The organism is Rhodopseudomonas sp. AAP120 (assembly GCF_001295845.1).
GTDB lineage: Bacteria > Pseudomonadota > Alphaproteobacteria > Rhizobiales > Xanthobacteraceae > Rhodopseudomonas.
The window spans coordinates 67,455-92,363 of sequence record NZ_LJIC01000158.1 but is presented as its reverse complement, the minus strand read 5'-3'; the positions used below and the strand labels follow the sequence as shown (position 1 = coordinate 92,363).

General features: G+C 67.0%; 27 protein-coding genes and 1 other RNA gene. 14 read left to right on the top strand and 14 right to left on the bottom strand.

Annotated features, from left to right (window positions below):
- Positions 1-68 precede the first annotated feature (68 nt).
- The 5 genes from yihA (at position 69) to IP86_RS22850 (ending at position 3,953) form a co-directional block, all read left to right on the top strand.
- Positions 69-719, top strand: coding sequence for a ribosome biogenesis GTP-binding protein YihA/YsxC (yihA, locus tag IP86_RS22870; protein ID WP_054164730.1), 651 nt, complete (start codon positions 69-71; stop codon positions 717-719).
- Positions 719-1,090: a DUF423 domain-containing protein gene (locus tag IP86_RS22865; RefSeq protein WP_054164729.1), complete on the top strand. Its 372-nt coding sequence runs from the start codon at positions 719-721 to the stop codon at positions 1,088-1,090. Before yihA ends, IP86_RS22865 begins: the two co-directional genes overlap by 1 nt.
- A 120-nt stretch (positions 1,091-1,210) precedes the next feature.
- Complete coding sequence (argB, locus tag IP86_RS22860) at positions 1,211-2,104, top strand: acetylglutamate kinase (protein ID WP_054164728.1); 894 nt, start codon at positions 1,211-1,213, stop codon at positions 2,102-2,104.
- Positions 2,104-3,258, top strand: a complete 1,155-nt coding sequence (locus IP86_RS22855; RefSeq protein WP_082364213.1) for a DUF1036 domain-containing protein — start codon at positions 2,104-2,106, stop codon at positions 3,256-3,258. The genes argB and IP86_RS22855 overlap by 1 nt, the downstream gene beginning before the upstream one ends.
- Positions 3,255-3,953, top strand: a complete 699-nt coding sequence (locus IP86_RS22850; RefSeq protein WP_082364211.1) for a pyrimidine 5'-nucleotidase — start codon at positions 3,255-3,257, stop codon at positions 3,951-3,953. The genes IP86_RS22855 and IP86_RS22850 overlap by 4 nt, the downstream gene beginning before the upstream one ends.
- A 72-nt stretch (positions 3,954-4,025) precedes the next feature.
- On the opposite strand, the gene IP86_RS22845 is transcribed toward IP86_RS22850, so the two are convergent.
- Positions 4,026-4,322 carry a GIY-YIG nuclease family protein gene (locus IP86_RS22845; protein ID WP_054164727.1) on the bottom strand — a complete coding sequence of 99 codons (297 nt, stop codon included), beginning with the start codon at positions 4,320-4,322 and terminating at the stop codon, positions 4,026-4,028.
- Positions 4,323-4,654: 332 nt separating this feature from the next.
- Here IP86_RS22845 and dapD point away from each other — a divergent pair, with 332 nt between their 5' ends.
- Genes dapD through dapE form a run of 3 tightly spaced genes read left to right on the top strand, consistent with a single transcriptional unit; the run spans position 4,655 to position 7,164 of the window.
- Complete coding sequence (gene dapD, locus IP86_RS22840) at positions 4,655-5,500, top strand: 2,3,4,5-tetrahydropyridine-2,6-dicarboxylate N-succinyltransferase (RefSeq protein ID WP_054164726.1); 846 nt, start codon at positions 4,655-4,657, stop codon at positions 5,498-5,500.
- Between the two features lie 30 nt (positions 5,501-5,530).
- A complete protein-coding gene (locus IP86_RS22835) occupies positions 5,531-6,004 on the top strand; it encodes a DUF805 domain-containing protein (RefSeq protein WP_054164725.1) in 474 nt (157 codons plus the stop codon).
- Positions 6,004-7,164, top strand: coding sequence for a succinyl-diaminopimelate desuccinylase (gene dapE / locus IP86_RS22830; RefSeq protein WP_054164724.1), 1,161 nt, complete (start codon positions 6,004-6,006; stop codon positions 7,162-7,164). Before IP86_RS22835 ends, dapE begins: the two co-directional genes overlap by 1 nt.
- Before the next feature lie 199 nt (positions 7,165-7,363).
- Here the strand turns inward: dapE and truA are convergent, their stop codons facing one another.
- The 3 genes from truA to def form a co-directional block, all read right to left on the bottom strand.
- Complete coding sequence (truA, locus tag IP86_RS22825; protein ID WP_054164723.1) at positions 7,364-8,101, bottom strand: tRNA pseudouridine(38-40) synthase TruA; 738 nt, start codon at positions 8,099-8,101, stop codon at positions 7,364-7,366.
- Between the two features lie 113 nt (positions 8,102-8,214).
- On the bottom strand, positions 8,215-9,150 hold the full coding sequence (gene fmt, locus IP86_RS22820; protein ID WP_054164722.1) for a methionyl-tRNA formyltransferase: 936 nt from the start codon (positions 9,148-9,150) through the stop codon (positions 8,215-8,217).
- Positions 9,151-9,228: 78 nt separating this feature from the next.
- Positions 9,229-9,756: a peptide deformylase gene (gene def, locus IP86_RS22815; protein ID WP_054164721.1), complete on the bottom strand. Its 528-nt coding sequence runs from the start codon at positions 9,754-9,756 to the stop codon at positions 9,229-9,231.
- Between the two features lie 148 nt (positions 9,757-9,904).
- Between def and IP86_RS22810 the strand changes: the two genes are divergently transcribed.
- A complete protein-coding gene (locus tag IP86_RS22810) occupies positions 9,905-11,158 on the top strand; it encodes a DNA recombination protein RmuC (protein WP_054164720.1) in 1,254 nt (417 codons plus the stop codon).
- A 347-nt stretch (positions 11,159-11,505) separates the two neighbouring features.
- Positions 11,506-12,879: an AmpG family muropeptide MFS transporter gene (locus IP86_RS22805; protein ID WP_054164719.1), complete on the top strand. Its 1,374-nt coding sequence runs from the start codon at positions 11,506-11,508 to the stop codon at positions 12,877-12,879.
- A gap of 118 nt (positions 12,880-12,997) precedes the next feature.
- Here the strand turns inward: IP86_RS22805 and IP86_RS22800 are convergent, their stop codons facing one another.
- The 5 genes from IP86_RS22800 to ffs all read right to left on the bottom strand — a co-directional run bounded on the left by IP86_RS22800 (position 12,998) and on the right by ffs (position 16,589).
- The gene (locus tag IP86_RS22800) at positions 12,998-13,417 is read right to left on the bottom strand and encodes a hypothetical protein (protein WP_156332596.1); all 420 of its coding nucleotides are present in this window, start codon (positions 13,415-13,417) and stop codon (positions 12,998-13,000) included.
- Between the two features lie 20 nt (positions 13,418-13,437).
- Positions 13,438-14,043 (bottom strand): recombination mediator RecR, encoded by a 606-nt coding sequence (recR, locus tag IP86_RS22795; RefSeq protein WP_054164718.1) that lies wholly within the window; start codon positions 14,041-14,043, stop codon positions 13,438-13,440.
- 99 nt (positions 14,044-14,142) lie between these two features.
- Complete coding sequence (locus tag IP86_RS22790; protein ID WP_054164717.1) at positions 14,143-14,463, bottom strand: YbaB/EbfC family nucleoid-associated protein; 321 nt, start codon at positions 14,461-14,463, stop codon at positions 14,143-14,145.
- A 26-nt stretch (positions 14,464-14,489) separates the two neighbouring features.
- Positions 14,490-16,334, bottom strand: a complete 1,845-nt coding sequence (locus tag IP86_RS22785; protein WP_054164716.1) for a DNA polymerase III subunit gamma/tau — start codon at positions 16,332-16,334, stop codon at positions 14,490-14,492.
- Positions 16,335-16,492: 158 nt separating this feature from the next.
- An RNA gene (gene ffs, locus IP86_RS28315) (signal recognition particle sRNA small type) lies at positions 16,493-16,589 on the bottom strand.
- A 230-nt stretch (positions 16,590-16,819) separates the two neighbouring features.
- Here ffs and IP86_RS22780 point away from each other — a divergent pair.
- The 3 genes from IP86_RS22780 to IP86_RS22770 are packed head-to-tail and all read left to right on the top strand — an operon-like array spanning position 16,820 to position 19,099.
- Positions 16,820-17,236, top strand: coding sequence for an HIT domain-containing protein (locus IP86_RS22780; RefSeq protein ID WP_054164715.1), 417 nt, complete (start codon positions 16,820-16,822; stop codon positions 17,234-17,236).
- Between the two features lie 4 nt (positions 17,237-17,240).
- Positions 17,241-18,173, top strand: coding sequence for an NAD(+) diphosphatase (nudC, locus tag IP86_RS22775; RefSeq protein WP_054164714.1), 933 nt, complete (start codon positions 17,241-17,243; stop codon positions 18,171-18,173).
- Positions 18,170-19,099, top strand: coding sequence for a sugar kinase (locus tag IP86_RS22770; protein ID WP_054164713.1), 930 nt, complete (start codon positions 18,170-18,172; stop codon positions 19,097-19,099). The genes nudC and IP86_RS22770 overlap by 4 nt, the downstream gene beginning before the upstream one ends.
- Positions 19,100-19,387: 288 nt before the next feature.
- Here IP86_RS22770 and IP86_RS22765 read toward each other — a convergent pair whose 3' ends face one another.
- Positions 19,388-19,828 (bottom strand): cupin domain-containing protein, encoded by a 441-nt coding sequence (locus IP86_RS22765; protein ID WP_156332595.1) that lies wholly within the window; start codon positions 19,826-19,828, stop codon positions 19,388-19,390.
- Positions 19,825-20,592 (bottom strand): hydroxyacylglutathione hydrolase, encoded by a 768-nt coding sequence (gene gloB, locus IP86_RS22760; protein ID WP_054164712.1) that lies wholly within the window; start codon positions 20,590-20,592, stop codon positions 19,825-19,827. The genes IP86_RS22765 and gloB overlap by 4 nt, the downstream gene beginning before the upstream one ends.
- A 166-nt stretch (positions 20,593-20,758) precedes the next feature.
- Between gloB and IP86_RS22755 the strand changes: the two genes are divergently transcribed.
- Positions 20,759-21,523 carry a class I SAM-dependent methyltransferase gene (locus IP86_RS22755; protein ID WP_054164711.1) on the top strand — a complete coding sequence of 255 codons (765 nt, stop codon included), beginning with the start codon at positions 20,759-20,761 and terminating at the stop codon, positions 21,521-21,523.
- A gap of 65 nt (positions 21,524-21,588) precedes the next feature.
- Here the strand turns inward: IP86_RS22755 and IP86_RS22750 are convergent, their stop codons facing one another.
- From IP86_RS22750 to prfA, 3 genes are all read right to left on the bottom strand, one after another.
- Positions 21,589-22,302 (bottom strand): DUF4167 domain-containing protein, encoded by a 714-nt coding sequence (locus tag IP86_RS22750; protein ID WP_054164710.1) that lies wholly within the window; start codon positions 22,300-22,302, stop codon positions 21,589-21,591.
- A 563-nt stretch (positions 22,303-22,865) separates the two neighbouring features.
- On the bottom strand, positions 22,866-23,744 hold the full coding sequence (prmC, locus tag IP86_RS22745) for a peptide chain release factor N(5)-glutamine methyltransferase (RefSeq protein WP_054164753.1): 879 nt from the start codon (positions 23,742-23,744) through the stop codon (positions 22,866-22,868).
- A gap of 35 nt (positions 23,745-23,779) precedes the next feature.
- Positions 23,780-24,868, bottom strand: a complete 1,089-nt coding sequence (gene prfA / locus IP86_RS22740; RefSeq protein ID WP_054164709.1) for a peptide chain release factor 1 — start codon at positions 24,866-24,868, stop codon at positions 23,780-23,782.
- Between the last annotated feature and the right edge of the window lie 41 nt (positions 24,869-24,909).

Genomic DNA, 24,909 nt, shown 5'->3' with positions numbered 1-24,909 from the left:
GCCGGGCTCGTCCCGGCCATCCACGTTTTTGGGCGTAGCATCATCCGACCGAATCAGAGCGAAGCCGCATGACCGACACCCTCGATCCCGACCTGATCGAACGCGGCCGCAAGATGTTTGCGGGCGACTGGCACTTCATCTGGGCGTCGCCGTCGATCGAAACCCTGCCCCCGATGGACAGCGTCGAGGTCGCCTTCGCGGGCCGCTCCAATGTCGGCAAGTCGAGCCTGATCAACGCCCTCACCGGCCGCAACGCGCTGGCCCGCACCTCGCACACGCCGGGGCGGACCCAGGAGCTGATCTTCTTCGAAGGCCCACCCAATGCCGGGCTGCGCCTCGTCGACATGCCGGGCTACGGCTATGCGGCCGCTTCCAAGGCCAAGGTGGCGTCGTGGACCACGCTGATTCACAAATTCCTGCAGGGCCGCGCCACGCTGGCCCGGGTCTATGTGCTGATCGACGGCCGCCACGGCCTCAAGGACGTCGATCTCGACATCCTGAAGACGCTGGATAAATCCGCGGTGAGCTACCAGATCGTGCTGACCAAGGCCGACCAGATCAAGGCCGCCGAACTCGCCCAGCGCGTCGCCGACACCCAGGCGGCGCTGGCCAAGCATCCGGCCGCCTTCCCCGAAGTGCTCGCGACCTCGTCGCGCACCGGTGCCGGCATGCCGGAGCTGCGTGCCGCGATGATCCGCCTGCTCGACGAGCGCCGCTGATGACCGGGCTGACCCGCGTGCTGATCGTGATCGCCGGCCTGTTCGGCGCCGCCGGCGTGGCGCTGGCGGCCGCCGCCGCACATGTGCCGGATGCCGGCCGGCTCGGCCCGGCCTCGTCGATGCTGCTGTTTCATGCCAGCGCCGTGCTGGCGGCGACTTTGCTGGCCGAACGCGGGCTGGTCCACCGCATTGCCGGCCTCGCCGCGACGTTCGGCCTGGTTGTAGGCACCGCGCTGTTCGCCGGCGACCTGACGCTCCGCCAGTTCGCCGGCCATGGCCTGTTCCCGATGGCCGCTCCGACCGGCGGCACGCTGCTGATCGCAAGCTGGCTGCTGCTGGGACTCGCCGGGGCACTGGCGCCGCGCCGCTGAGGCGGCAGCGCGGCGCGCATAGGTCCGCTCTAGGATCGGCCGCGCCGAAATGCTAGCGGTGCGTCGCGCCTCCCAGTCTCAGAATCAGCCCGCCCAGAACCATCGCGAGAGTCCCGCTCAATGACCGACGCCGTCATCAGCCCGCTCGAACAGGCCCGGATCTTGTCCGAAGCGCTGCCGCATATGCAGCGCTACGACGAGGAAACCATCGTCATCAAGTACGGCGGCCATGCCATGGGCGCCGAGGATACCGCGAGGGCGTTCGCGCGCGATATCGTGCTGCTCGAACAGACCGCGGTGAACCCGGTGGTGGTGCACGGCGGCGGACCGCAGATCGCCACCATGCTGAAGCGACTCGGCATCAAGTCCGAATTCGCCGCCGGCCTGCGCATCACCGACGGCGCCACCATCGAGATCGTCGAGATGGTGCTGGCCGGTTCGATCAACAAGCAGCTGGTCGGCTACATCAACGAGGCCGGCGGCAAGGCGGTCGGCCTGTGCGGCAAGGACGGCAACATGGTCACCGCCACCAAGGCGACCCGCACCATGGTCGATCCGGATTCGCGCATCGAGGAAGTGATCGACCTCGGCTTCGTCGGCGAACCCGAAAAGGTCGACCTGACGCTGCTCAACCAGCTGATCGGCCACGAGCTGATCCCGGTGCTGGCGCCGCTGGCGAGCTCCGGCGACGGCCAGACCTTCAACGTCAACGCCGACACCTTCGCAGGCGCCGTCGCCGGCGCGCTGCGGGCCAAGCGGCTGCTGTTGCTGACCGACGTGCCGGGCGTGCTCGACCAAAACAAGAAGCTGATCCCCGAACTGTCGATCAAGGACGCCCGCAAGCTGATTGCCGACGGCACCATCTCGGGCGGCATGATCCCCAAGGTCGAGACCTGCATCTACGCGCTCGAACAGGGCGTCGAAGGCGTCGTCATCCTCGACGGCAAGGTTCCGCACGCCGTGCTGCTCGAACTGTTCACCAACCAGGGCACCGGCACGCTGATCCACAAGTGATGGCGGGCACAACGGCCACCAGTTCGTGTCCCGGGCGCGGCGCAGCACGAAGTGCTGCCCCGCAGACCCGGGACCCCGGTTCGGCCCAGCCCCACAAACCGGAGCCCCGGATCAGCAGCGCACCACGCCGCGAAGGGCGGCGCGCTGCGCTGCATCCGGGGCACGCCTGGCTTTTCGTCGCAACTCTACTCCCACTACTCACCCTCGCCACCGCCGCCCGCGCCGATCTCAAGCTGTGCAATCGCATGAGCTACGTGATCGAGGCGGCGATCGGGATCGACGACAAGGCCAGCACGGCGACGCGCGGCTGGTTCAGGATCGATCCGGCGCAATGCCGCGTCGTGCTGCAGGGCGCACTCACCGCCGACCGCATCATGCTGAACGCCCGCGCGCTGGCGCTGTATGGAGCCTCGCCGATTCCGCAGAACGGCACCGACCGGCTGTGCATCGCCTCCGACAATTTCGTCATCGCCGCCGCGCGGCAGTGCCGCGGCAGCCAGACGCTCGCCGCCTTCACCGAGATCAGACCGAAGCCGAACGACGACGGCGACCTCGTCGCGTATCTGGCCGAGGACAGCGAATATGACGACGAGCAGGCGCGGCTCGCCGGCATTCAGCGCCTGCTCGGCATCGCCGGCTACGACACCACGCCGATCGACGGCGTCGACGGCCCGAAGACGCAGGCGGCCCTTTCGACCTTTTTGCGCAAGAGCGGCCTCAAATCCGACGCCGCCAATGCACCGGATTTCTTCGACACGCTGATCAAGGCGGTGGAGTCGCCGTCCGCCACCGGGCTGACCTGGTGCAACGACACCAAGAGCCGGCTGATGGCGGCAGTCGCCGAGGACGACGGCAAGACCATCACCAGCCGTGGCTGGTACCGGGTCGAGCCCGGCAAATGCCTGCGCCCCGACCTCTCCGCGCAGCCGAAGCGCGTGTTCAGTTTCGCCGAAGCGGTCGACGACAATGCCCGCCCGATCCTGATCAAGGGCAAGGCGCTGAACTGGGGCGGCGCGACGCTGCTGTGCACCCGCGACAGCAAATTCGAAATCAGCGAGCAGGGCGACTGCTCGGCGCGCGGGCTGAGTGCCGTCGGCTTCGCGCCGGTCGACATGTCCCGCGGCGGCCAGACACTCAGGTTCACCACGCCATGATGCAACTCGGTTCACGCGGCTTCGATCACGTCGAGACCTGGGTGTTCGACCTCGACAACACGCTGTACCCGCATCACGTCAATCTTTGGCAGCAGGTCGACGTGCGGATCCGCGACTTCGTCGCCGACTGGCTGAAGGTGACGCCCGACGAGGCGTTCCGCATCCAGAAGGACTACTACAAGCGCTACGGCACGACGATGCGCGGCATGATGACCGAGCACGGCGTCAGCGCCGACGATTACCTGGCCTATGTGCACGCCATCGATCACTCGCCGCTGGAGCCCAATCCGGCGATGGGCGAAGCGATTGCGCGGCTGCCCGGCCGCAAGCTGATCCTGACCAACGGCTCGGTCGCCCACGCCGGCAAGGTGCTGGAGCGCCTCGGCATCGGCCATCACTTCGAAGCGGTGTTCGACATCGTCGCCGCCGAACTCGAGCCGAAGCCCGCGGCGCAGACCTATCACCGCTTCCTCACTTTGCACGGCGTCGATCCGGCCAAAGCCGCAATGTTCGAAGACCTCGCCCGCAATCTCGCGGTCCCGCATCAGCTCGGCATGACGACCGTCCTGGTCGTCCCCGACGGCAGCCAGCAGGTCGTCCGCGAAGACTGGGAACTGGAGGGCCGCGACGCCGCCCATGTGGACCATGTGACGGATGATCTGACGGGATTCTTGGCAGGGTTAAGCTTGCGGTGAGCCGGGACGTAACCACAGAATCAAAGTCATCGCCCGGCTTGACCGGGCGACCCAGTATCCCAGTGCATTGGCTTATTGCACACCGGCAATCTCCAAGAAGAGATCAATCCAATCCGGATTGTACTTTTCGATCAACTGAACCTTCCACTCCCGCGGCCATTTCTTGAGCCGCTTCTCGCGGTGGATGGCGGCTTCGACATCCTCAAAGATTTCGAAATACACCAAGCGGCCCACGTCGTGCCGCTTCGTAAAGCCTGGGACCTGCTTCGACTTGTGCTCGGCAACACGACGAACGAGATCATTGGTGACGCCGATGTACAGCGTCCCGCCGATCCGGCTGGCGAGGATGTAGACATAGAACTGCCGCATCGCCCTCTCCCATCGCAGATGCTCTGGGATACTGGGTCGCCCGGTCAAGCCGGGCGATGACGTCAGAGTGTGGGGCAGCGCCTTGCAACTAATTGACGCGGCCGCTGGCCCGTGAGCAACGACGTCGCCCCACCCTTTGCCGTCATCGCCCGCGAAAGCGGGCGACCCAGTATTCCAGGGCGGTAGCGATTCACATTTGAGGCTTTGGCACACTGGGTCGCCCGGACGAGCCGGGCGATGACCTAGAGGGGTGCGGGAGCGCCTTGACTCCCGCGCACCGAATCCGGACAACACCGGGCAAATCTCCCCGAATCCCGCCCAAGGACCTCCCGATGTCGCTCTCCGCTCTCGAATCCACCATTACCGCCGCCTTCGACGCGCGTGACACGGTCACGGCTTCGACCAAGGGCGAGGTGCGGGATGCGGTCGAGCGGGCGCTGGAGCTGCTCGACAAGGGCGAGGCGCGGGTTGCCGAGCGCGATGCGTCGGGCACCTGGAAGGTCAATCAGTGGCTGAAGAAGGCGGTGCTGCTGTCGTTCCGGCTCAACGATATGAGCCCGATCTCCGGCGGTCCCGGCGGCGCGAGCTGGTGGGACAAGGTGCCGTCGAAGTTCGAGGGCTGGGGCGAGAATCGCTTCCGCGAGGCCGGCTTCCGCTCGGTGCCGGGCGCGATCGTGCGCCGCTCGGCGTTCATCGCCAAGAACGTCGTGCTGATGCCGTCCTTCGTCAATCTCGGCGCCTATGTCGACGAAGCCACCATGGTCGACACCTGGTCGACGGTCGGCTCCTGCGCGCAGATCGGCAAGCGCGTGCATATCTCGGGCGGCGTCGGCATCGGCGGCGTGCTGGAGCCGCTGCAGGCCGGCCCGGTGATCATCGAGGACGACTGCTTCATCGGCGCGCGCTCGGAAGTCGCCGAGGGCGTGATCGTCCGCAAAGGCGCGGTGCTGTCGATGGGCGTGTTCCTCGGCGCCTCGACCAAGATCGTCGACCGCGAGACCGGCGAGACCTTCGTCGGCGAAGTGCCCGAATACGCCGTGGTTGTGCCCGGCACGATGCCGGCCAAGCCGCTCAAGAACGGCAATCCCGGCCCGGCCACCGCCTGCGCGGTGATCGTCAAGCGCGTCGACGAGCGCACCCGCTCGAAGACCTCGATTAACGAATTGCTGCGAGACTGATCGCCGGCGCACCACCTTGGGGAGGCGACGATGGATTGGACCACACTGCTGTTCAGTTTTCAGGGCCGGATCAACCGCGCCAAGTACTGGCTGGTCGGTCTGCTCAACGTCGCGGTCTGGGTCGTGTTCGGCAGCATCGCACTGATCTGGCTCGGCGGCCTCGATCCGGACAATCTGTTCCGCTTCGCCGGCGGCGCGCTGCTGATCTGGGCGGTCGCGATCGCGCTCAGTATCGCCGGGACCTGGGCGTTTCTCGCCACCGGCATCAAACGTCTGCACGACCGCGACAAGAGCGGTTGGTGGATTGTGCTGTTCTGGTTCGGGCCGGGCCTCGGCGGCGGTTCGGGCACGACGATGGGCGACAGCAGCGCCAATCTGGCGCTGTCGCTGATCGGCCTCGGCATCGCGATCTGGGGCTTTGTCGAGCTCGGCTGCCTGCGCGGCACGCGCGGCCCGAACCAATACGGGCCGGATCCGCTGGAACCGCAGGGCGCCGTCATCTGATGACTCTTCCGACTGCTCTGTCGATCGCGCAGGACCTGCTACGCTGTCCGTCGGTGACGCCGGCCGATGCCGGCGCGCTCGGCGTGCTGGAGAAGCTGCTCAGCGACGCCGGCTTCGCCGTGCATCGCGTCACCTTCTCCGAGCCCGGCACTGCCGACATTGACAATCTCTATGCGCGGATCGGCACCAGCGCGCCGCATCTCTGCTTCGCCGGCCACACCGACGTGGTGCCACCGGGCGAAGCCGGCGCATGGACACACGGCGCATTCTCGGGCGACGTCGCGGAGGGTCTGCTCTACGGACGCGGCGCGGTCGACATGAAAGGCGGCATCGCCTGTGCGGTGGCGGCGACGCTGGACTATCTGGCGGCAAATGGCGGCAAGCCGAAAGGTTCGATCTCGTTCCTGATCACCGGCGACGAGGAAGACGTCGCCGTCAACGGCACCGTCAAGCTACTGCAATGGGCGGCCGAGCGCGGCGAGACCTTCGATCACTGCATCGTCGGCGAACCCAGCAATGTCGAGGCGATCGGCGATACGATTAAGATCGGCCGCCGCGGATCACAGTCCGGCGTGCTGATCGTCGACGGCACGCAGGGCCACGTCGCCTATCCGCACCGCGCCGCCAATCCGGTGCCGGATATCGCGAGGCTGATCACCTCACTGAACGGCGAGCCGCTCGACAATGGATCGCCGCAGTTTCAGCCGTCCAATCTCGAATTCACCTCGGTCGACGTCGGCAATCCGGCCACCAACGTGATCCCGGCGCAGGCCCGCGCCAAGTTCAACATCCGCTTCAACGATCACCACACGCAAGATTCGCTGAAGGCGCTGGTCGAGCAGCGGCTGGCGGCGGCGTGCGGCAACCGCATCCGCGCGCGGATCGAGTGGCTGCCGTCGAATGCGGATGTGTTCGTCACCAAGCCCGGCGCGTTCACGGATGTCGTCAGCAGCGCGATCGCCGAGGTCACCGGCCGCACGCCCGAGCTCAACACCGGCGGCGGCACCTCGGATGCCCGCTTCGTCGCCAAATATTGCCCGGTGGTGGAGTTCGGCCTGGTCGGCCAGACCATGCACCAGATCGACGAACGCACGCCGGTCGGCGATCTCGAGCAGCTGACCGCAATCTATCGCGGCGTGCTGGAGCGATATTTCGCCTGACTCTCCAAGTGTGGGCCGCAGTGCCACTACGCGCACAGCGAACTCCCTCGCCCCGCCCTTGCGGGGAGAGGGGTGGGGTGAGGGGCGCCCCAGGCACTGAAGCTCGGCTTCGCGGCGACGCCCCCTCACCCGCCCGGCTTCGCCGGTCGACCTCTCCCCGCACGCGGGGAGAGGTGAGGACGCGTGGTACTCGCGCGCCTCAGTAATCCACCTGCACCAGATACAACCCCTCCGGCGGCGCGACCGGGCCGCAGGCGGAGCGTCGCTTCGCCGCGAGTGCAGCCGCAAGATCGTCCGCGGTCCAGCGGCCTTCGCCGACCCACACCAGCGAGCCGACCATCGAGCGGACCTGGCTGTGCAGATAAGACCGCGCGTTGGTGATGATATCGACGGCGTCGCCGTTGCGGACGACGTCGAGCACGTCGAGCGTCTTGTCCGGCGAGGCGGCCTGACACTCGGTGTCGCGAAACGTCGTGAAGTCGTGCTTGCCGATCAGCACCTGCGCGGCGCGGTGCATCGCGTCGCTGTCGAGCGGCTTCGGCACTCGCCAGACCTTGCCGAGATCGAGCGCCAGATTGGAGCGGCGGTTGGCAATGCGGTAGCGATAGTGTCGCCGGATCGCCGAGAACCTAGCCTCGAACGTCTCCGGCACGATCTCGGCCGCCAGCACCGCAATCGGATTCGGCCGCAGATGCGCGTTCAGCGCGTCGCGCAGTTTGTCGGCACGAAACGGCTTCTCGATATCGAGATGCGCCACCTGCCCCAGCGCATGCACACCCGCATCGGTGCGGCCGGCGCCGTGCACCCGCACCGCCTCGCCGCAGGTCGCCAGCGCCGCCGCCTCCAGTGCGCCCTGCACCGACGGCAGCGCCGGCTGCAACTGCCAGCCGCAGTACGGCGCGCCGTCATATTCGATGGTGAGTTTGTAGCGGGGCATGCAACCTATTCGGCGTCATTGCCGGGCTTGACCCGGCAATCCATCGTTCAGGAAAGATTTGTTTCGAGGATGGATGCGCGGGTCAAGCCCGCGCATGACGCTGTGCAATATGCTCAGCTAACCACCCGGACGCCCTTTGCGATCGGCGTGCCTCGCAAAAACTCTTCGGCGCTCATCGGCTGCTTGCCGGCGCGCTGCAGCTGCGTGATGCGGATCGCGCCGCTCTCGCAGGCGATGGTGAGCTGATCGTCCAGCACCTCGCCCGGCGCGCCGCGTCCTTCAGCGAGCGCGCAGCGCAGCACCTTGATCCGCACCGCTTCGCCCTCGATCGGCAGTTCGCACCAGGCGCCGGGAAACGGCGACAGGCCGTGAATGTGGCGCAGCACCGCGCGGGCCGGCTGGCCGAAATTGATCTTCGCTTCGGCCTTGTCGATCTTTGCGGCGTAAGTGACGCCCTCGTCAGGCTGTTTGGTGAGTTGCAGCTGACCACGCTCCAGCGCCGCCATCGCCCGCACCATCAGGTCGGCGCCGAGTTGCGCCAGCGCGTCGTGGACGTCCGTGACGGTCATTGCGTCGGTGATGGCAATGCGCTCGGCCATCGCGACGTCGCCGGTGTCGAGGCCGGCGTCCATCTTCATCACCATCACGCCGGTCTCGGCGTCGCCCGCCATGATGGCGCGGTTGAGCGGCGCGGCGCCGCGCCAGCGCGGCAGCAGCGAGCCGTGCAGATTGTAGCAGCCGAGTGGAGGCGCATCGAGAATCGCCTGCGGCAGGATCATGCCATAGGCCACGACCACGGCCGCGTCGGCCTCATGGGCGCGGAAATTGGCGAGCGCTTCGTCGGTCCGCAGCGTCTTCGGCGTCAGCACCGGCGCCTGCAGCCGGTGCGCGGCGAGCGCGACGGGACTTTCCTGCAGCTTCATGCCGCGCCCGGCCGGCTTCGGCTCGCGCGTATACACCGCCGCGATGTCGTGGCCATGCGCCGCCAGCGCCATCAGCGTCGGCACCGCGAACTCGGGCGTACCCATGAAAACGAGGCGAAGCGGCATGGCGTGAGTGTCCCGGACCGGTCTGGCCAACGGAGGGCCGCGCGCCGTAACGCGCCGGCCGGTCAGCTGCGCGAGCGCTCAGACGTATTTGATACCGCGCTTGGCAGCCTTCTCGAACTTGCGAACCACCATCGCCTTTTTCAGCTTGGACAGGTGGTCGACGAACAGCACGCCGTTGAGGTGATCGATCTCGTGCTGGATGCAGGTCGCGAACAGGCCGTCGGCGTCCTCTTCCTTCACATTGCCGTCGAGGTCCATGTAGCGGATGCGCACCGTCTTGGGACGTTCGACCTCGGCGTAGTATTCGGGAATCGACAGGCAGCCTTCCTCGTAGACGTTCAGCTCCTGCGAGGCGCCGATGATCTCGGGATTGATGAAGGCCTTCGGCTCGCTGGCGCCGTTGCCCTCCTTGCGGACCAGATCCATCGTGATCAGCCGCACCGGCTCGGCGATCTGGATCGCCGCGAGCCCGATGCCGGGGGCGTCGTACATGCTCTCGAACATATCGTCGGCGAGCTTGCGGATCTCGCTCGTCACCTCAGCGACGGGCTTGGAGATTTCACGCAGCCGTTTGTCGGGCAGAATGATGATTTCGCGCAGGGCCATGGCGGCGATTTAAGGCGCGGCGGCGGCCCGGTCAATCCGGGGCCGACCGGAGGGCCTGCCACTTTCGGCGTGGCGACGCTTAAAACTCTATTCAGTTTAATGTTCTCTCTTCGTTCGCACAGGCGATTCCGTCTGCTAGGGTCTGTGCATGAACGACGTGCTGTTTGTAGTGGGCGACACGCCCGTCAGCGTTGGCGCCGCGCTGGTCGGCATGGCGGCGATGGCGCTGCTGGTGCTGCTGGCGATCGCCGCCGTGATCGCGCGCGGCCTGCAGGGCGGCAATGCCGCCACGCTGGCGCAGGCCCGCCGCGCCGCCGAATTGGAGCAGCGGCTGTCCGACCTGATCCGCTATCAGAGCGAAGCCAATGGCCGGGTCGATGCGATGGGCCGGGCGCTGGCGGGGCGCCAAGCCGAAATGGCCAAAGCGATGAGCGAGCGGCTCGACAGCGTCACCCACCGCTTCGGCCATTCGCTGACCCAATCCACGCGCTACACCATGCAGAGCCTGCAGGCGCTGCACGAGCGGCTCGGCATCATCGACCGCGCCCACGACAATCTGACCGAACTCACCGACCAGGTGACGACGCTGCGCGACGTGCTGGCCAACAAGCAGGCGCGCGGCGCGTTCGGCCAGGCACGGATGGAGTCGATCGTGCAGGACGGCCTGCCGAAAGGCGGCTACGCATTTCAGTACACGCTGTCGACCGGCAAGCGGCCGGACTGCGTGGTGCTGCTGCCGGATCAGCGACCGCTGTGCATCGACGCCAAATTTCCGCTCGAAGCGGTGACGGCGCTGCGCGAGGCCCGCAGCGACCAGGAGAAGAAAGCCGCCGCGCAGCAGCTGCGCACCGACGTGATGCGCCATGTCGACGATATCGCCGGCAAGTATCTGATCCCCGGCGAAACCCAGGACACGGCGCTGATGTTCGTGCCGTCGGAGTCGGTCTATGCGGAGATTCACGACGGCTTCGACGACGTCATCCAGAAGGCCTATCGGGCCCGCGTGGTGCTGGTGTCGCCGTCGCTGTTGATGCTGGCGATCCAGGTGATGCAGCAGATCCTGAAAGACGCGCGGATGCGCGACGCCGCCGATCAGATCCGCACCGAAGTGCTCAGCCTCGGCGACGATCTCGCCCGGCTGCGCGAGCGCGTCCTCAAGCTGCAGACGCATTTCGGCCAGGCGAGCGAGGATGTCCGGCAGATCCTGGTCTCCGCCGACAAGATCGAACGCCGCGCCGCACGGATCGAAGAACTGGACTTTGCGGCACCCGAGGCCGCTGCGCCGATGGCGTCGCCGGCAGCGCCCGCCTCGACAGCGAGCCGCGAGGCGCCACTCGCCCCCGAACGCACCGAACTGTTCGGCTCCCGCGCCTTCAAGATCGACGAGGTCGCGTCGAGTTGAGGCCGCTCCCCAACTGCCACCGTCATCACCCGCGAATGCGGGTGACCCAGTATCCCAGAGCGTTGCTTGCTCAGCGACGAAGCCGCCTCGGGGATCCGCTCCGCGCCCTAATAGAAGCACGGGTTACTGGGTCGCCCGCTTTCGCGGGCGATGACGGGTGATGGTGCGGTGACGGCCTCGAGCAACATGCTGGCGAACCGCCGATGCAGGCGTGGACGCAGATGGCGACGCCGACCCCACCGCCGAGGCCACGCCATGCCGCAACCGCAGCTGCAGCTGCAGCTGCAGCCGACCCCCAACGCGGGGGCGGAATGCCCGGCGGCCCTCGAATCTGCTAGGCCTTTGGCATGACCTCTGCAGAGAACCCGCCCGCCCCTTCAGTCGCATCCGGCGAAGCGCCTAAGCCGAGTTGGCGCGAGGCGTTTGCCGTGTATCTGCAGCCGCGCGTGCTGATCGTGCTGTTTCTCGGCTTCTCGTCGGGGCTGCCGCTGGCGCTGTCCGGCTCGACGCTGCTGGTGTGGATGCGCGAATCCGGCGTCGATCTCGGCACCATCGGGTTGTTCGCGCTGGTCGGCACGCCTTACACGCTGAAATTCATCTGGGCGCCGCTGGTCGACGCGCTGCACGTGCCGGTGCTGTCGCGGCTGTTCGGTCGCCGCCGCGGCTGGCTGGTGGCGACGCAGCTCTTGCTGATCGCCGCGATCCTGCTGCTGGCGCTGACCGATCCGGCGCGCGCGCCGGTGTTCGTTGCGCTCGGCGCGCTGCTGGTCGCCGCCGCCTCGGCCACGCAGGACATCGTGGTGGACGCCTTTCGCGTCGAGAGCCTGCCGGAAAACGAGCAGGCCGCCGGCATGGCGTCCTATGTGGCGGCGTATCGGATCGGCATGCTGATCTCGACCGCCGGCGTGCTGTTCCTGGTCAGCGCCTACGAGGGCACGGGCGTGACGCGCGCCACCGCCTGGATGTGGGGCTACGTCACCATGGCGGCGATGGTGCTGATCGGCACCGTGACGGCGCTGCTCGCCACCGAACCGGAGGCCTCGGTTCGCGCCGAGGCGGCGACCAGCGCCGACAGCGCCTTCACCCGGGTGATGCGCGCCGCGGTCGGGGCGTTCTCGGAATTTCTCGGCCGCAAGGATGCACTGGCGGCACTGGCCTTCGTGGTGCTGTTCAAGTTCACCGACGCGTTCTCGGGCACGATGACGGCGCCGTTCGTGATCGACCTCGGCTTCACCCGCAACGACTACGCGGCGATCGTCAAAGGCGTCGGCCTCGCCGCGACGCTGATCGGCGGCTTCGCCGGCGGCTATCTGGCGCGGCGCTATTCGCTGGTGACGAGTCTGTGGATCGGCGCGGTGCTGCAGGCGGTGTCGAACCTGGCGTTCGCCTGGCTGTCGACGGTCGGCGTCAACCAATGGGCGCTGGCGCTGGCGATCTCGGTGGAGAATTTCACCGGCGCGATCGGCACGGTGATCTTCGTCGCGTACCTGTCGGCGCTGTGCCAGAACCCGCTGCACACCGCGACCCAATACGCGCTGCTGACGGCGCTCTCAGCGGTAGGGCGGACCTACTTGTCAGCCGGCGCTGGCTATGTGGCGCAGGCGACGGGCTGGCCGCTGTTCTTCATGATCAGCGTCGCAGTCGCGGCGCCGAGCCTGGTGCTACTCGCCTGGCTGCAACGCCGCGGCCATTTCGCGGCGCTTGGTCCGGTGAGGGTTTAGCGAAGACATCTCCGCACGTCATTGCGAGCGCAGCGAAGCAATCCAGCGCCGTGCATGGAGCTGGATTGCTTCGTCGCTACGCTCCTCGCAATGACGGATACCGATGAAGACCTGCCGCTTACTTCACCAAGCTCCACTTGGTGACGACCGCTTCGCTGTATTGCCCCGCTTCTTCGGCGCAGGCGACGGCGTCGACTTTCAGCGAGACCTGCTTGCCGAGGTGGGATTTGAGCTGCGCCGCCTGGGCGTCGCCGGCGGGGACGATCTGGAATGTCTCGGGGCCATTCTCGAGGTTGCACAGACCGGCCGGCGGCGGCAGCCGGCGCGGTTCGCTGACGAGCTGATACACCGGGCCCTTCTTGGCTTTCGCTTTCGACCGCATCGCGGTGAGTTCGCCGGTCAGCAAGCCGCCCACCTTCATGGCGGTCGGCTTCGGCAACGCCGCCTGACTGTCCGTGCCCTGCGCCGCCGCAGGCGAGGTCGAAAGACAGGCGAGCGCGGCGAGAATCAGCGAGGGCTTGAGCAGTCGGTCGATCATCGGGTCCACTTCCGGTTCGTTCAGAACAAGGTCCGCTGCCGCATCGCGGCCGACAGCGTGCCTTCGTCGAGATAGTCGAGTTCGCCGCCGACCGGCACGCCATGGGCGAGCCGCGTCACTTTCACGTTGGCGTCCTGCAGGAGGTCGGTGACGTAATGTGCTGTGGTCTGGCCGTCGACGGTGGCGTTGAGCGCCAGGATGATCTCGCTGACCGCGGGATCATGGGCACGCGCCACCAGCGCATCGATGGTCAGATCGTCGGGACCGACGCCGTCGAGGGGAGACAGCGTGGCGCCGAGCACGTGGTAGCGGCCGTTCGTGGCAGAAGCGCGTTCGAGCGCCCAAAGATCGGCGACATCGGCCACCACTACGATGATCGACGGATCGCGCCGCGGATCGGTGCAGACCGTGCAGGGATTCTGCGTGTCGATGTTGCCGCAGGTCTTGCAGACCTGGATCTTGTCGATCGCGACCTGCAGGGCCGCGGCGAGCGGCCCCATCAGCGCATCGCGCTTCTTGATCAGATGCAGCGCGGCGCGCCGCGCCGAGCGCGGTCCGAGGCCCGGCAGCCGCGCCAGCAACTGGATCAGACGTTCGATTTCGGGGCCTGCGACCGCAATCGCCATCGGGACGGCACCATTCGTGTCGGTGAATCAAAGCGGCGGCAGGCGCGGCGGCGGCTGCCGGTCGGCGACGTGAGATTGCGAATCGGTATTTTGGGAAGACTAGCCCAGACCGAGCCCGGGCGGCAGGCCGAGCCCGCCGGTCAGCGCCTTCATCTTCTCCTGCATGGCGGCTTCGGCCTTGCGATGCGCGTCGCCGAGCGCCGCGATCACCAGATCTTCCAGCACGCCGACTTCGTCCGGCTTCACCAGCGACGGATCGATCGAGATCCCGCGCACTTCCATCTTGGCGGTCATCCGCACCTTGACGAGTCCGCCGCCGGACAGCCCCTCGACCTCGATCTGGTCGAGTTCGTCCTGCATCGCCTTCATCTTCGACTGCAGCTGCGCGGCCTGCTTCATCATGCCGAGAAAATCAGCCATGATCGGTTCCTCTCAGATTTGAATACTTAAAAGTCGTCGTCTTCCTCGGCCGGCTCGACCGCGCCTTCGATAGCAGCATCGGTCTCGGCCGGCTCGGCGGCGAGCCGCCGCACCTCCAGCACCTTGGCGCCGGGGAAGCGGGCCAGCACTTCCTGCACCCTCGGATCGTTCTCGGCAGCGCGCTCGCGCTCGTTCTTGATCGCTTCGTTTTGAGAGCGCAGCGTCGGCTGGCCCTCTTCGTTGGAGATCACCACGGTCCAGCGCCGACCGGTCCACTGCTCCAGCTTGCGGCCGAGGTCGCTGACCAGAGCGCGCGAGGCGGTGCGCTCCAGCGCGATTTCAAGCTTGCCGTCCTCGATTCGCACCAGCCGCACGTCGGCTTCGAGCGCCATGCGGGTCATGACGTCGCGTTTCTCTGACGCGAGTGCGACCAATTGCGGAAAGGTGGTGATCTTGAGAACGCCGGGATCGGGCTGCGGCGCCGCGGCCGCGCTCGGCTGCGGGCGAGCCATCGACGGCTGGCTCATCGTTGAACCGCGCGAGGTCATCGCCACCGGCGCGGAGTAATTCGACTGCGCCGACGCCATCGCGGACGGCGCAGAAGGGGGCGCGCCACGCGGCGCACTGCCGCCAGAGGGCAGCGCCCCGCCGCCGCCCTGCTCGATCATCCGGATCGCCTCGTCGGGCGTCGGCAAATCGGCCGCATAGGCGATCCGCACCAGCACCATCTCGGCGGCCGCGGCCGGGCGTGTCGCGCCCTGCACCTCGGCAATGCCTTTCAGCAGCATCTGCCACATCCGCGACAGCACCCGCATCGACAGCTTGGTGGCGAACTCACGGCCGCGCAGCCGCTCGGTCTCGCCGAACGCGACGTTGTCGGCGGTCGCCGGCACGATCTTCACGCGGGTGACGAAATTAACGAATTCGGCGAGATCGCTGAGCACCACCACCGGATCAGCGCCGGTGTCGTACTGGTCGCGGAATTCAGCGAACGCGGCAGCGATGTCCCCGCGCGCCAGCGCGTCGAACAATTCGATCACGCGCGTCCGGTCGGCAAGCCCGAGCATCTGCCGCACCGCATCGGCGCGAACCAGGCCAGCCGCATGCGCAATCGCCTGATCGAACAGCGACAGCGAATCGCGCACCGAACCTTCGGCCGCACGGGCGATGATGCCGAGCGCTTCCGGCTCGACCTCGACGCCTTCCTTCCGGGCGATATTGCCGAGATGCGTCATCAGCACATCGGCCTCGACGCGGCGCAGGTCGAAGCGCTGGCAGCGCGACAGCACCGTCACCGGCACCTTGCGGATCTCGGTGGTGGCGAACACGAATTTGGCGTGCTCCGGCGGCTCCTCCAGCGTCTTCAGGAAAGCGTTGAACGCCGCCGTCGACAGCATGTGGACTTCGTCGATGATGTAGACCTTGTAGCGCGCGCTGGCCGGCGCATAGCGCACGCTGTCGTTGATCTGGCGGACATCGTCGACGCCGGTGTGCGAGGCGGCGTCCATCTCCAGCACGTCCATGTGCCGGCTTTCCATGATCGCCTTGCAGTGCACGCCGTGCACCGGCATGTGGATGCTCGGCCCCTTCACCGAGCCGTCCGGCATCTCGTAATTCAGCGCGCGCGCCAGGATGCGCGCCGTCGTGGTCTTGCCGACCCCGCGGACGCCGGTGAGGATCCAGGCCTGCGGAATCCGGCCGGTGTCGAACGCATTCGATACCGTGCGGACCACCGCCTCCTGGCCGATCAGATCCTCGAAGCTATTGGGACGATATTTGCGCGCCAGCACCCGATAGGCGCCGGCCGGAGCGGCCGCTTCGGTTGCGGGCAGAGACGTCGGATTGTCGGCGGGAACGCCAGAATCGCTCATCGGTCAGTCCGCAATGCTGTGCGTGTCGGGGCCGGATTGCGGAATGCAGCGGGGTGACGGCGGGGCAGGTTCATGCGGCTGACCGGATCACCCCACGCAGGCCCGGCGAACGCCGGGAACCACCACCTTCGAACGGCCGGCGCGCGGCCGAAAAACAGGTAGGAGACTGACGAGCGACCCGATCCGGACCTCGTTAGGGCTGCTTCCTTCCGGACCTGACCCGGTTGGCGAGTGGCTCGTCCACCGCCAATCTCCCGGTCCCTATTTGGAGCCAAACCCGGCCGAATGCAAGCGGCCCCGCCGGGCTTTGGACCTTCGGCTAAACCGAGGCAGAAATGCCCGGATCGGCGCGCAGCCGACATGCGCCAGGCGACGTCCCCGGCGCGTCCCGCCGCTTCCGCCGCCGCGGCCGGCTTGATATGGATGCGTCCGGACGCGCCCCACCGCACGCAAGAGCCCGCCCACAACGGGCCGATGGAACCTCAATGTCCTCCGACTGGTCGCTGAGCTCGCAGCTCGAAAAAGACACCATCAACATCGGCGATTTGCCGCTCAGCCGCGTCCTTGTGATCAAGGACGCGCATTACCCCTGGCTGCTGCTGGTGCCGCGCCGGGCCGGCGCGACCGAGATCATCGATCTCGACGAGGTCGAGCAGGCGCAGCTGATGACCGAGATCTCCCGGGTCAGTCGCGCGCTGAAGGAGATCACCAAATGCGACAAGCTGAACATCGCGGCGCTCGGCAACATGGTGCCGCAGCTGCATGTCCACATCATTGCGCGACGCTCCAGCGATGCCGCATGGCCGCGCCCGGTGTGGGGCGTGATGCCGCCGCTGCCGCACGATCCGGAAGAAGTGCAACAATTCATCAGCGCGCTCCGGCGCAAGATTTGGCTGGGGTGATCCGATGAGCAGTGCGTTTCCGCTGGGCCAGCCGGCCTTCGTCAGCAATGGCCTCGACCGCGCCGCGCATCTGCGCATGAACGACGCCAAGCTGATGGCGATGGAAGACAAGAGCGACACCCGCGCCTATGTGGTGCATCGCGATTCGCTGCTGGTGAAGCACGAGGACGGCGGCACCCGCGCGCTGCTGACCATCAAGGAAGCGATTTCGCTCGGCGCCAATGCGGGCACGATCTTCCTCGGCCTGCGCGATGGCGCTGCGGTGTTTGGCATGGGCATCGGCGCGCCGGCGGCCGAGAAGCTGATCGGCCGGCCCGACGCCGGTCTCGCCGAGTTGCGCGGCATGGCGATGCAGGGCGTGCTGCCGCCGGATCAGCTTGCTGCGATCGCGGTGGCAAAGTCGCTGGTCAACTGGCATCAGCGCCACGGCTTCTGCGCCAATTGCGGCACCCGCACATCGATGTCGCAGGGCGGCTGGAAGCGCGATTGCCCGAGCTGCAAGGCCGAGCATTTCCCGCGCACCGACCCGGTGGTGATCATGCTGGTGACGGCGGGCGACAAATGCCTGCTCGGCCGCCAGAAGCAATTCCCGCCCGGGATGTATTCGTGCCTCGCCGGCTTCGTCGAGGCGGCCGAGACGATCGAGGACGCGGTGCGCCGCGAGATCCTCGAAGAGTCGGGTATCCGCTGCACCGACGTGCGCTACTACATGACGCAGCCCTGGCCTTACCCATCCTCGCTGATGATCGGTTGTACCGCGACCGCGACCAGTGAGGACATCACCGTGGATCTCACCGAGCTCGAAGACGCCCGCTGGTTCTCGCGCGAAGAAGCGACGCTGATGATGAAGCGCGAGCATCCGGACGGACTGGCCGGACCGCATCCATTCGCGATCGCGCATCACCTCGTCGGCCGCTGGCTGGAAGGACACTCATGACCCATACCGCCAAGCCCAATCCGCGCGTACTGTGCATCGGCATTCCGGTGCGCGACCTCACCTTCCGGGTCGAGGCCGTGCCGGGCCGCGGCTACAAGGTGCCGGCCAGCGCCTATCAGGAAATCTGCGGCGGCAACGCGCTCAACGCGGGCATCGGCATCGCCCGGCTCGGCGGCACGGCGACGATGTGCGGGCCGATGGGCGACGCCGACGAAGCAGCGTCGCGCTTCATCTTCGACAAGCTCGCCGAGGAAGGCATCGCGACCTCGGGGCTGATCCACATGCCCGGTCTGGTGACGCCGATCTCCGCCGTGTTGGTCGATCCGACCGGCGAGCGCACCATCGTCACCTTCCGCGATCCGAAGCTGTGGGACGTCCAGCTACCAAGTGCCGACGAGCTCTTGGCCGACTGCGACGCCATCATGATCGAGAGCCGCTGCGCCGGCTTCGCGACGCCGCTGTGCGCCGAGGCGCGCAAGCGCGGCATTCCGGTGGTGGTCGATATCGACAGCGCGATGTCGCTCAACCAGGGCCTGCTCACCGCTTCGTCGCATCTGATCTTCTCGGCCGAAGCGCTGCACGCCACCGCCGGCGTCGAAGACGACGAAGCGGCGCTGAAGAAGGTCGCGGCGCTGACCCACGCTTTCGTTGCGGTGACGCGAGGGCCGAAGGGCACGCTGTGGCTCGACGATCAGCAGCAATTCCAGGAGACGCCCGCGTTCCCGGTGCACGTCGTCGACACCCTCGGCGCCGGCGACATCTTCCACGGCGGCTTCGCAGTGGCATTCAGCGAAGGCCAGGACATCCCCAACGCCCTTCGCTTCGCCTCCGCCGCCGCAGCGCTGAAATGCACAAGGCCTGGCGGGGCGTTCGCGTGCCCGAGCCGCGCGGAGGTCGAGGCGTTTCTGGCCGACAAGGCGACGTAATCAGCTGCGGACCCGTTCGCTCGGGCCGCTCGCCCTCACCGCCTCCATCGTCATTGCCGGGCTTGACCCGGCAATCCATCCTCTTCGGAAAAAAGCTGTCATAGCGCGCTGGCGCGCGCGATGGATGCGCGGGTCAAGCCCGCGCATGACGGGAGTGAGTGTGTCAAGGCAGTGCCCGCAAACACGGAACTCGTAGGATGGATTGGGCGCATTGCGCCGTAACCCATCACTTCGCGCACGCGCTCGCAGCGATGGGTTGCGCGCTTCGCGCTAACCCATTCTACGGGCCTATGTCCGCCGCGGCTCCCAGCCCGGCGGTGCCATTTCGAAATTGGCGAAATCGAAGCCCGGCGCCACCGTGCAGCCCACCAGCGTCCAGTCACCGGCCGCCGACGCCGCCTGCCAGGCGTGCGGCGGGACGATTGCTTGCGGCAACTGGCCCGCCGCCACGTCTGGCCCGAGCGTCAGCGTGCGAGCGCCGTCATCGTCGGCGATTTCCAGCGTCAGCGGCGCGCCTGCGTAGTAGTGCCAGATCTCGACCGCGTCGATGCGGTGCCAGTGCGAGCGTTCGCCGCGCGCCAGCAGAAAGTAGATCGCGGTCGAGAAGCTGCGGCCGGTCGGGTCGCAGCGCGGGTCGCGGAAAGTTTCGCGATAATGACCGCCTTCAGGATGCGGCTTGAGATCGAGCCGCGCAATCACTTCCGCGGCGGTCAGCGTCGGTTCGATCACGAGTTGTTCTTGCGCTCACGGATCTCGCCGAACACATCGGCGGCGCTCTCGCCCGCCAGGCCGACCGCGGCGGCCACCGACGGCACGTCGGCGCGCAGGAACACATTGGCCTGCTTCTCTTCGCCGAGCGTCACCGGAATGGTCGGCTGACCGGCGGCGCGCTGCTGCTCGACCTGCTTGGCGCGCGCCTGCAGCGCGGCGTTGTCGGGCTCGATGGTGAGGGCGAACTTCACGTTCGAGGCGGTGTATTCGTGGCCGCAATACAGCTTGAAGTCGTCGGGCAGCTCGCGCAGCTTGAGCAGCGACTCCCACATCATCGGATAGGTGCCCTCGAACACCCGCCCGCAGCCGATCGAGAACAGCGTATCGGCGGCGAACAGCGCGCGGTCGTCGTCGAACACGTAGGAGATGTGATCGAGGGTATGGCCGGGCGTCTCCAGCACGCGCGCCGACAGACCGCCGACCTTGACGACGTCGCCTTCCTCGACCCGCAGGTCGACGTCGGCGATCTTGGCATTGGCGTCGTGCGGCGCGACCACGCGGCACTGATACTTGGCCTTCAACTCGGCAATGCCGCCGACGTGGTCACCGTGGTGATGCGTGACGAGAATATCCGTCAGCTTCCAGCCTTCCTTGTCCAGCGCCGCGATCAGCGGCGCGGCTTCCGGCGCATCGATCGACGCCGTGGCGCCGGTCGCCGGGTCGTGGACCAGATAGCCGAAATTGTCGGACAGGCAGGGAACGATGCGGATGTCGGCGGCCATGAATTCTCCCGGGATTGGACCGGACGCCACCCACGCGGCGGTCGCCGGTCGACACGACGATAGTCTATCACGGACGGCATGACGGATGAAACGCGGGAAGGCCCGCAGGCCTCCGCTGCACAAGGCCGCTTTGCCGGACGCGACGTCGGCATGGTAAAAGCTGCTTATGACGATGGATGTGGTCAACCTGCGTGAATTCTACTCCAGCCGGCTCGGCGTGGTCGCGCGGCGCCTCATCAATCGCGGTATCCAGAAACGATGGCGAGACGCCAAGGGCCAGCGCGTGCTCGGGCTCGGCTATCCGACCCCGTATCTCGGGCTGTTTCGTGACAATTGCGAGCGCTGCATCGCCTTCATGCCGGCTGCCCAGGGCGTGTTGAAATGGCCGACGGCGCGCGCGACGCTGTCGACGCTGGTCGAGGAACGCGCGCTGCCGCTGCCCGATGCCGCCGTTGACCGCATCCTGCTGGTGCATGCGCTGGAGATGTCCGACGATCCCGAGGCGCTGCTGCGAGAAGTCTGGCGCGTGCTGGCGCCGTCGGGGCGGCTGCTGGCTGTGGTGCCGAATCGCCGCGGTGTCTGGGCGCGGACCGACGCCACACCGTTCGGCCATGGCCGGCCGTATTCGCGTTCGCAGATCTCCGAATTGCTACGCCGAACCTGGTTCACCCCGGTCGGCTGGAGCGAAGCGCTGTTCGTGCCGCCGCTGGAGCAAGGCTGGCTGATGCGCTCGGCCCCGGCCTGGGAGCGAATCGGCGGCGCGACGTCACTGCCTCTGGCCGGCGTGCATGTAGTGGAAGCCACCAAGCAGGTCGTCCGGCCGATCCCGGCCAAGCGCGAACGCGTCCGGCTGATCCCGTCGCTCGAACCATCATTGGTGCCGTCGCCGATGCAGGCGGACGACCCCGACCTGCCGCTGCGACCGCGCTGAAACGACAAGGGCCGCGCCGAAGCGCGACCCTTGATCTCCATATCCGACGGGACGCACGCGACGGCTTACTCGCCGCGCGAAGCATCCTCGGCCGGCGCAGGCGCTGCTGCGGCCGCGGCTTCGCCACGCGGCGTGTGCGGACGACGGCGGCGACGCGGCGGGAAGCGTTCGCCGCCGCCCGTGCCTTCGAACGCCGCCGGTGGGACCTGCGGCTGCGGGCCAGTGATGAACGACGGCAGGCGGTCTACGCCGGCATCGACGCTCGGCTGCGGCTGGGGCTGCTCGGCACGCGGCGTGAACTGCGGCTGCGGACGATGCTCACGCGGCTGCGGCTGCTCGCGAGGCTGGAACTGCGGCTGCTCGCGCGGCTGGTATTGCGGCTGAGGCTGCACCGGAACGAGACCGGGCTCGGCGCCGAAATTCGAGTAATCGCCCTCGTCGTCGTCGCCATCCGACATGTCGTTGTCGATTCGCGGCTGTTGCTGCTGCGGCTGGTTCTGCCGGAACTGCTCCTGCGCGGCGGCGATCAGGCGGAAATAATGCTCGGCGTGCTGATAATAATTCTCCGCTGCAACCGGATCACCGGACGAGCGCGCATCCCGGGCAAGCTGGACGTATTTCTCGGCGACGTGAGAGGCAGTGCCGCGGATCTTGATATCGGGGCCGTTGGATTCGAACACCCGGGTCATCGGATTCTGGCCGCGCCGGTTGTTGTTGTTGTTATTGCCGCCGCCGTTATTCCGATTGCGCAGCCGCTTGTTGTTCTGCCCGTTTCTCATGTCTTACCTTTTTACCGAGTCCGATATGTCCCGATTGTGCTGAGTATCTAAGGGGCTCTGATCGCCGTGGAGCCCGAGTTCGGTTCACCCTGGAGTCTGATCATCGTCGCGCGGCCAGTCGCCAGGGCGCATGGACGTCCCACGGCCGCCGCAGGGCGCAGGCGGTCCGTCCGCCAGAATGTCCCGCTCGGTATCGTCGGCACCGCGTGTCGCGTTCAACAAAGACGCGTTCCCCAACTCCGGAGCGCGCCGTGCCGCGCCGGCCGGACCCAACCACGAGCCCGCCATAGCAGGCTCAGCTTCGCTTGCGTGAGTTCTTCAAGCGTAAAATCAGGCTTTCATTCGCTCCGCAGTCGCGAGCAGCGCGGCTCATCCAAAGCCCCCGCGCTCAATCGATCCGCTGGTTTGGAACCCCTCGGCACCGGGGTCCTCGATAAGAACTCTGTTCTTTTCTGGTCTATGACCGCAGACCCGCGGGACCAGTCTGGCTGGACCGATATCCTGGCCGGAACGTAGTCGCTCTCGGCCGATTTTCCAAGCGTTTTTTGCAATCTATTCCGACGTTAAGCGGTCGATTTGCGCCCCGAGACAACTCGCAAAATGCCTCCCAGATCCACGCGCGGCGGCTCCGAAACCGTCAGTCCGGCAGCTCGCATCAGGGCGGCGACATCGTCGTCCTGGCCCTGCCCGATCTCCACCACCAGCGCGCCGCCGGCCCGCAACAGCCGAACCGATTCGGGGGCAATCCGGCGATAGGCATCAAGACCGTCGGCACCGCCGTCGAGCGCGCGGCGCGGATCGTGGTCGCGGACCTCGGTGTCGAGCGCCGCGATGTCGCCGGCCGGAATGTAGGGCGGGTTGGAGACGATCAGGTCGAACGATCCGCTGAGCGCAGACGCGTAGTCGCAGGCGACAAAGTGGGCGCGATCCGACAGGCCGAGCGCCGCCGCATTGGTACGAGCGATGCGTAAGGTCCCGAGGCTGATATCGGTCGCGATACCGGTCGCGTCGCGGCACTCGCTGAGCAGCGCCAGCAGGATCGCGCCGGAGCCGGTGCCGATGTCGAGAATACGCGGATGCGGACGAGCTTCGGCGCGCAGAAATTCCAACGCGACTTCGACGACCGTTTCCGTGTCGGGCCGCGGCACCAGCGTGTCGGCGCCGAGCCGCAGCGGCACCCCCCAGAATTCGCGCTGACCGAGAATGCGCGCCACCGGTTCGCCGGCAAGCCGCCGGACAGCAAACCTCGCGAGACGCTCCGCCTCCTCCGGCGTGGCGACACGTTCGCCCTGTCTGACGAGACCGGTGAGATCGAGCCCCGTCGCCTCCCCGACCAGCAGCCGCGCGTCGAGATCGGGCGAATCGAGGCCGGCGTCCCTGAACAGCTTGCCGACCGCGCGGCGCGCGACCGCAAGCGTCAGACCGCTCAGTGCTTTTGTCACCGTGGCCGCATCACGCGACGCATCGGCCTCGCTGCTCACGCCGCGTCGCTTTGCGCCGCGAGCTGCGCCGCCTGATGTTCGGTGGTGAGCGCATCGATCAGTTCGCCGAGCGCTTCGCCGGCGATCACTTGCGGCAGCTTGTACAGTGTCAGATTGATGCGGTGATCGGTGACGCGGCCCTGCGGGAAGTTGTAGGTGCGGATCCGTTCGGAGCGATCGCCCGAGCCGACCTTCTCCTTGCGCTCGGCCGAACGCGCCGCGTCGACGCGCTGGCGCTCGGCGTCGTAGATCCGCGAGCGCAGGATATTCATCGCCGACGCGCGGTTCTTATGCTGCGACCGGCTGTCCTGCATCATCACCACGATGCCGGTCGGCAGGTGGGTGATGCGGATTGCCGACTCGGTCTTGTTGACGTGCTGACCGCCGGCGCCCTGCGCCCGCATCGTTTCGATCTTCAGATCGTCCGGCTTGATGTCGACGTCGACTTCCTCGACCTCGGGCAGCACCGCCACCGTCGCCGCCGAAGTGTGGATACGGCCCTGCGTCTCGGTATCCGGCACGCGCTGGACGCGGTGCACGCCGGATTCGAATTTGAGCTTGGCGAAGGCGCCGCGGCCCTTCACCTCGGCGATGATTTCCTTGAAGCCGCCGACGGTGCCTTCGCTGGCCGAAATCACCTCGACGCTCCAGCCCTGCAGCGCCGCGAATTTCTCGTACATCCGGAACAGGTCGCCGGCGAACAGCGACGCCTCGTCGCCGCCGGTGCCGGCGCGGATTTCCAGCATGACGTTGCGATCGTCCATCGCATCCTTGGGCAGCAATGCGACGCGGATCTGCTGGATCAATTCATCGCGGTGCGCGTCGAGCGCGTCGCGCTCGGCCTCGGCCATCGCCCGCATGTCCGGCTCGGTGTCCGGATCTTCGAGCAATTCGTCCATCTCGCCGAGTTCGTCGCGCACCTCGCGATAGGCCTTCACGGCCTCGATCAGCGGATTGAGTTCGGACAACTCGCGGGTGATACGCACGTAGTCGGCCGCGCCGACGTCGCCGCTGACCAGTTGGGCTTCGAGCGAGGCGTGGTGCGCGAGGAGAACGTCGAGCTTGGCTTCGGGCAGGTTGGACATGGGTTGGTCTCGGAGAGCGGATACGGCGAAGCGGTGGACGA

What these genes read in the sequence shown, in the direction of transcription:
- IP86_RS22780 (WP_054164715.1), top strand. Translation starts at nt 16,820, where the DNA reads ATGTCCTCCGACTGGTCGCTGAGCTCGCAGCTCGAAAAAGACACCATC.
- def (WP_054164721.1), bottom strand. Translation starts at nt 9,756, where the DNA reads ATGGCCCTGCGCGAAATCATCATTCTGCCCGACAAACGGCTGCGTGAA.
- argB (WP_054164728.1), top strand. Translation starts at nt 1,211, where the DNA reads ATGACCGACGCCGTCATCAGCCCGCTCGAACAGGCCCGGATCTTGTCC.
- IP86_RS22785 (WP_054164716.1), bottom strand. Translation starts at nt 16,334, where the DNA reads ATGAGCGATTCTGGCGTTCCCGCCGACAATCCGACGTCTCTGCCCGCA.
- IP86_RS22845 (WP_054164727.1), bottom strand. Translation starts at nt 4,322, where the DNA reads ATGCGGCAGTTCTATGTCTACATCCTCGCCAGCCGGATCGGCGGGACG.
- nudC (WP_054164714.1), top strand. Translation starts at nt 17,241, where the DNA reads ATGAGCAGTGCGTTTCCGCTGGGCCAGCCGGCCTTCGTCAGCAATGGC.
- IP86_RS22850 (WP_082364211.1), top strand. Translation starts at nt 3,255, where the DNA reads ATGATGCAACTCGGTTCACGCGGCTTCGATCACGTCGAGACCTGGGTG.
- IP86_RS22750 (WP_054164710.1), bottom strand. Translation starts at nt 22,302, where the DNA reads ATGAGAAACGGGCAGAACAACAAGCGGCTGCGCAATCGGAATAACGGC.
- IP86_RS22805 (WP_054164719.1), top strand. Translation starts at nt 11,506, where the DNA reads ATGACCTCTGCAGAGAACCCGCCCGCCCCTTCAGTCGCATCCGGCGAA.
- fmt (WP_054164722.1), bottom strand. Translation starts at nt 9,150, where the DNA reads ATGCCGCTTCGCCTCGTTTTCATGGGTACGCCCGAGTTCGCGGTGCCG.
- IP86_RS22855 (WP_082364213.1), top strand. Translation starts at nt 2,104, where the DNA reads ATGGCGGGCACAACGGCCACCAGTTCGTGTCCCGGGCGCGGCGCAGCA.
- recR (WP_054164718.1), bottom strand. Translation starts at nt 14,043, where the DNA reads ATGGCGATTGCGGTCGCAGGCCCCGAAATCGAACGTCTGATCCAGTTG.
- dapE (WP_054164724.1), top strand. Translation starts at nt 6,004, where the DNA reads ATGACTCTTCCGACTGCTCTGTCGATCGCGCAGGACCTGCTACGCTGT.
- gloB (WP_054164712.1), bottom strand. Translation starts at nt 20,592, where the DNA reads ATGGCCGCCGACATCCGCATCGTTCCCTGCCTGTCCGACAATTTCGGC.
- IP86_RS22835 (WP_054164725.1), top strand. Translation starts at nt 5,531, where the DNA reads ATGGATTGGACCACACTGCTGTTCAGTTTTCAGGGCCGGATCAACCGC.
- dapD (WP_054164726.1), top strand. Translation starts at nt 4,655, where the DNA reads ATGTCGCTCTCCGCTCTCGAATCCACCATTACCGCCGCCTTCGACGCG.
- IP86_RS22810 (WP_054164720.1), top strand. Translation starts at nt 9,905, where the DNA reads ATGAACGACGTGCTGTTTGTAGTGGGCGACACGCCCGTCAGCGTTGGC.
- prfA (WP_054164709.1), bottom strand. Translation starts at nt 24,868, where the DNA reads ATGTCCAACCTGCCCGAAGCCAAGCTCGACGTTCTCCTCGCGCACCAC.
- yihA (WP_054164730.1), top strand. Translation starts at nt 69, where the DNA reads ATGACCGACACCCTCGATCCCGACCTGATCGAACGCGGCCGCAAGATG.
- IP86_RS22800 (WP_156332596.1), bottom strand. Translation starts at nt 13,417, where the DNA reads ATGATCGACCGACTGCTCAAGCCCTCGCTGATTCTCGCCGCGCTCGCC.
- truA (WP_054164723.1), bottom strand. Translation starts at nt 8,101, where the DNA reads ATGCCCCGCTACAAACTCACCATCGAATATGACGGCGCGCCGTACTGC.
- IP86_RS22790 (WP_054164717.1), bottom strand. Translation starts at nt 14,463, where the DNA reads ATGGCTGATTTTCTCGGCATGATGAAGCAGGCCGCGCAGCTGCAGTCG.
- IP86_RS22770 (WP_054164713.1), top strand. Translation starts at nt 18,170, where the DNA reads ATGACCCATACCGCCAAGCCCAATCCGCGCGTACTGTGCATCGGCATT.
- IP86_RS22755 (WP_054164711.1), top strand. Translation starts at nt 20,759, where the DNA reads ATGACGATGGATGTGGTCAACCTGCGTGAATTCTACTCCAGCCGGCTC.
- IP86_RS22865 (WP_054164729.1), top strand. Translation starts at nt 719, where the DNA reads ATGACCGGGCTGACCCGCGTGCTGATCGTGATCGCCGGCCTGTTCGGC.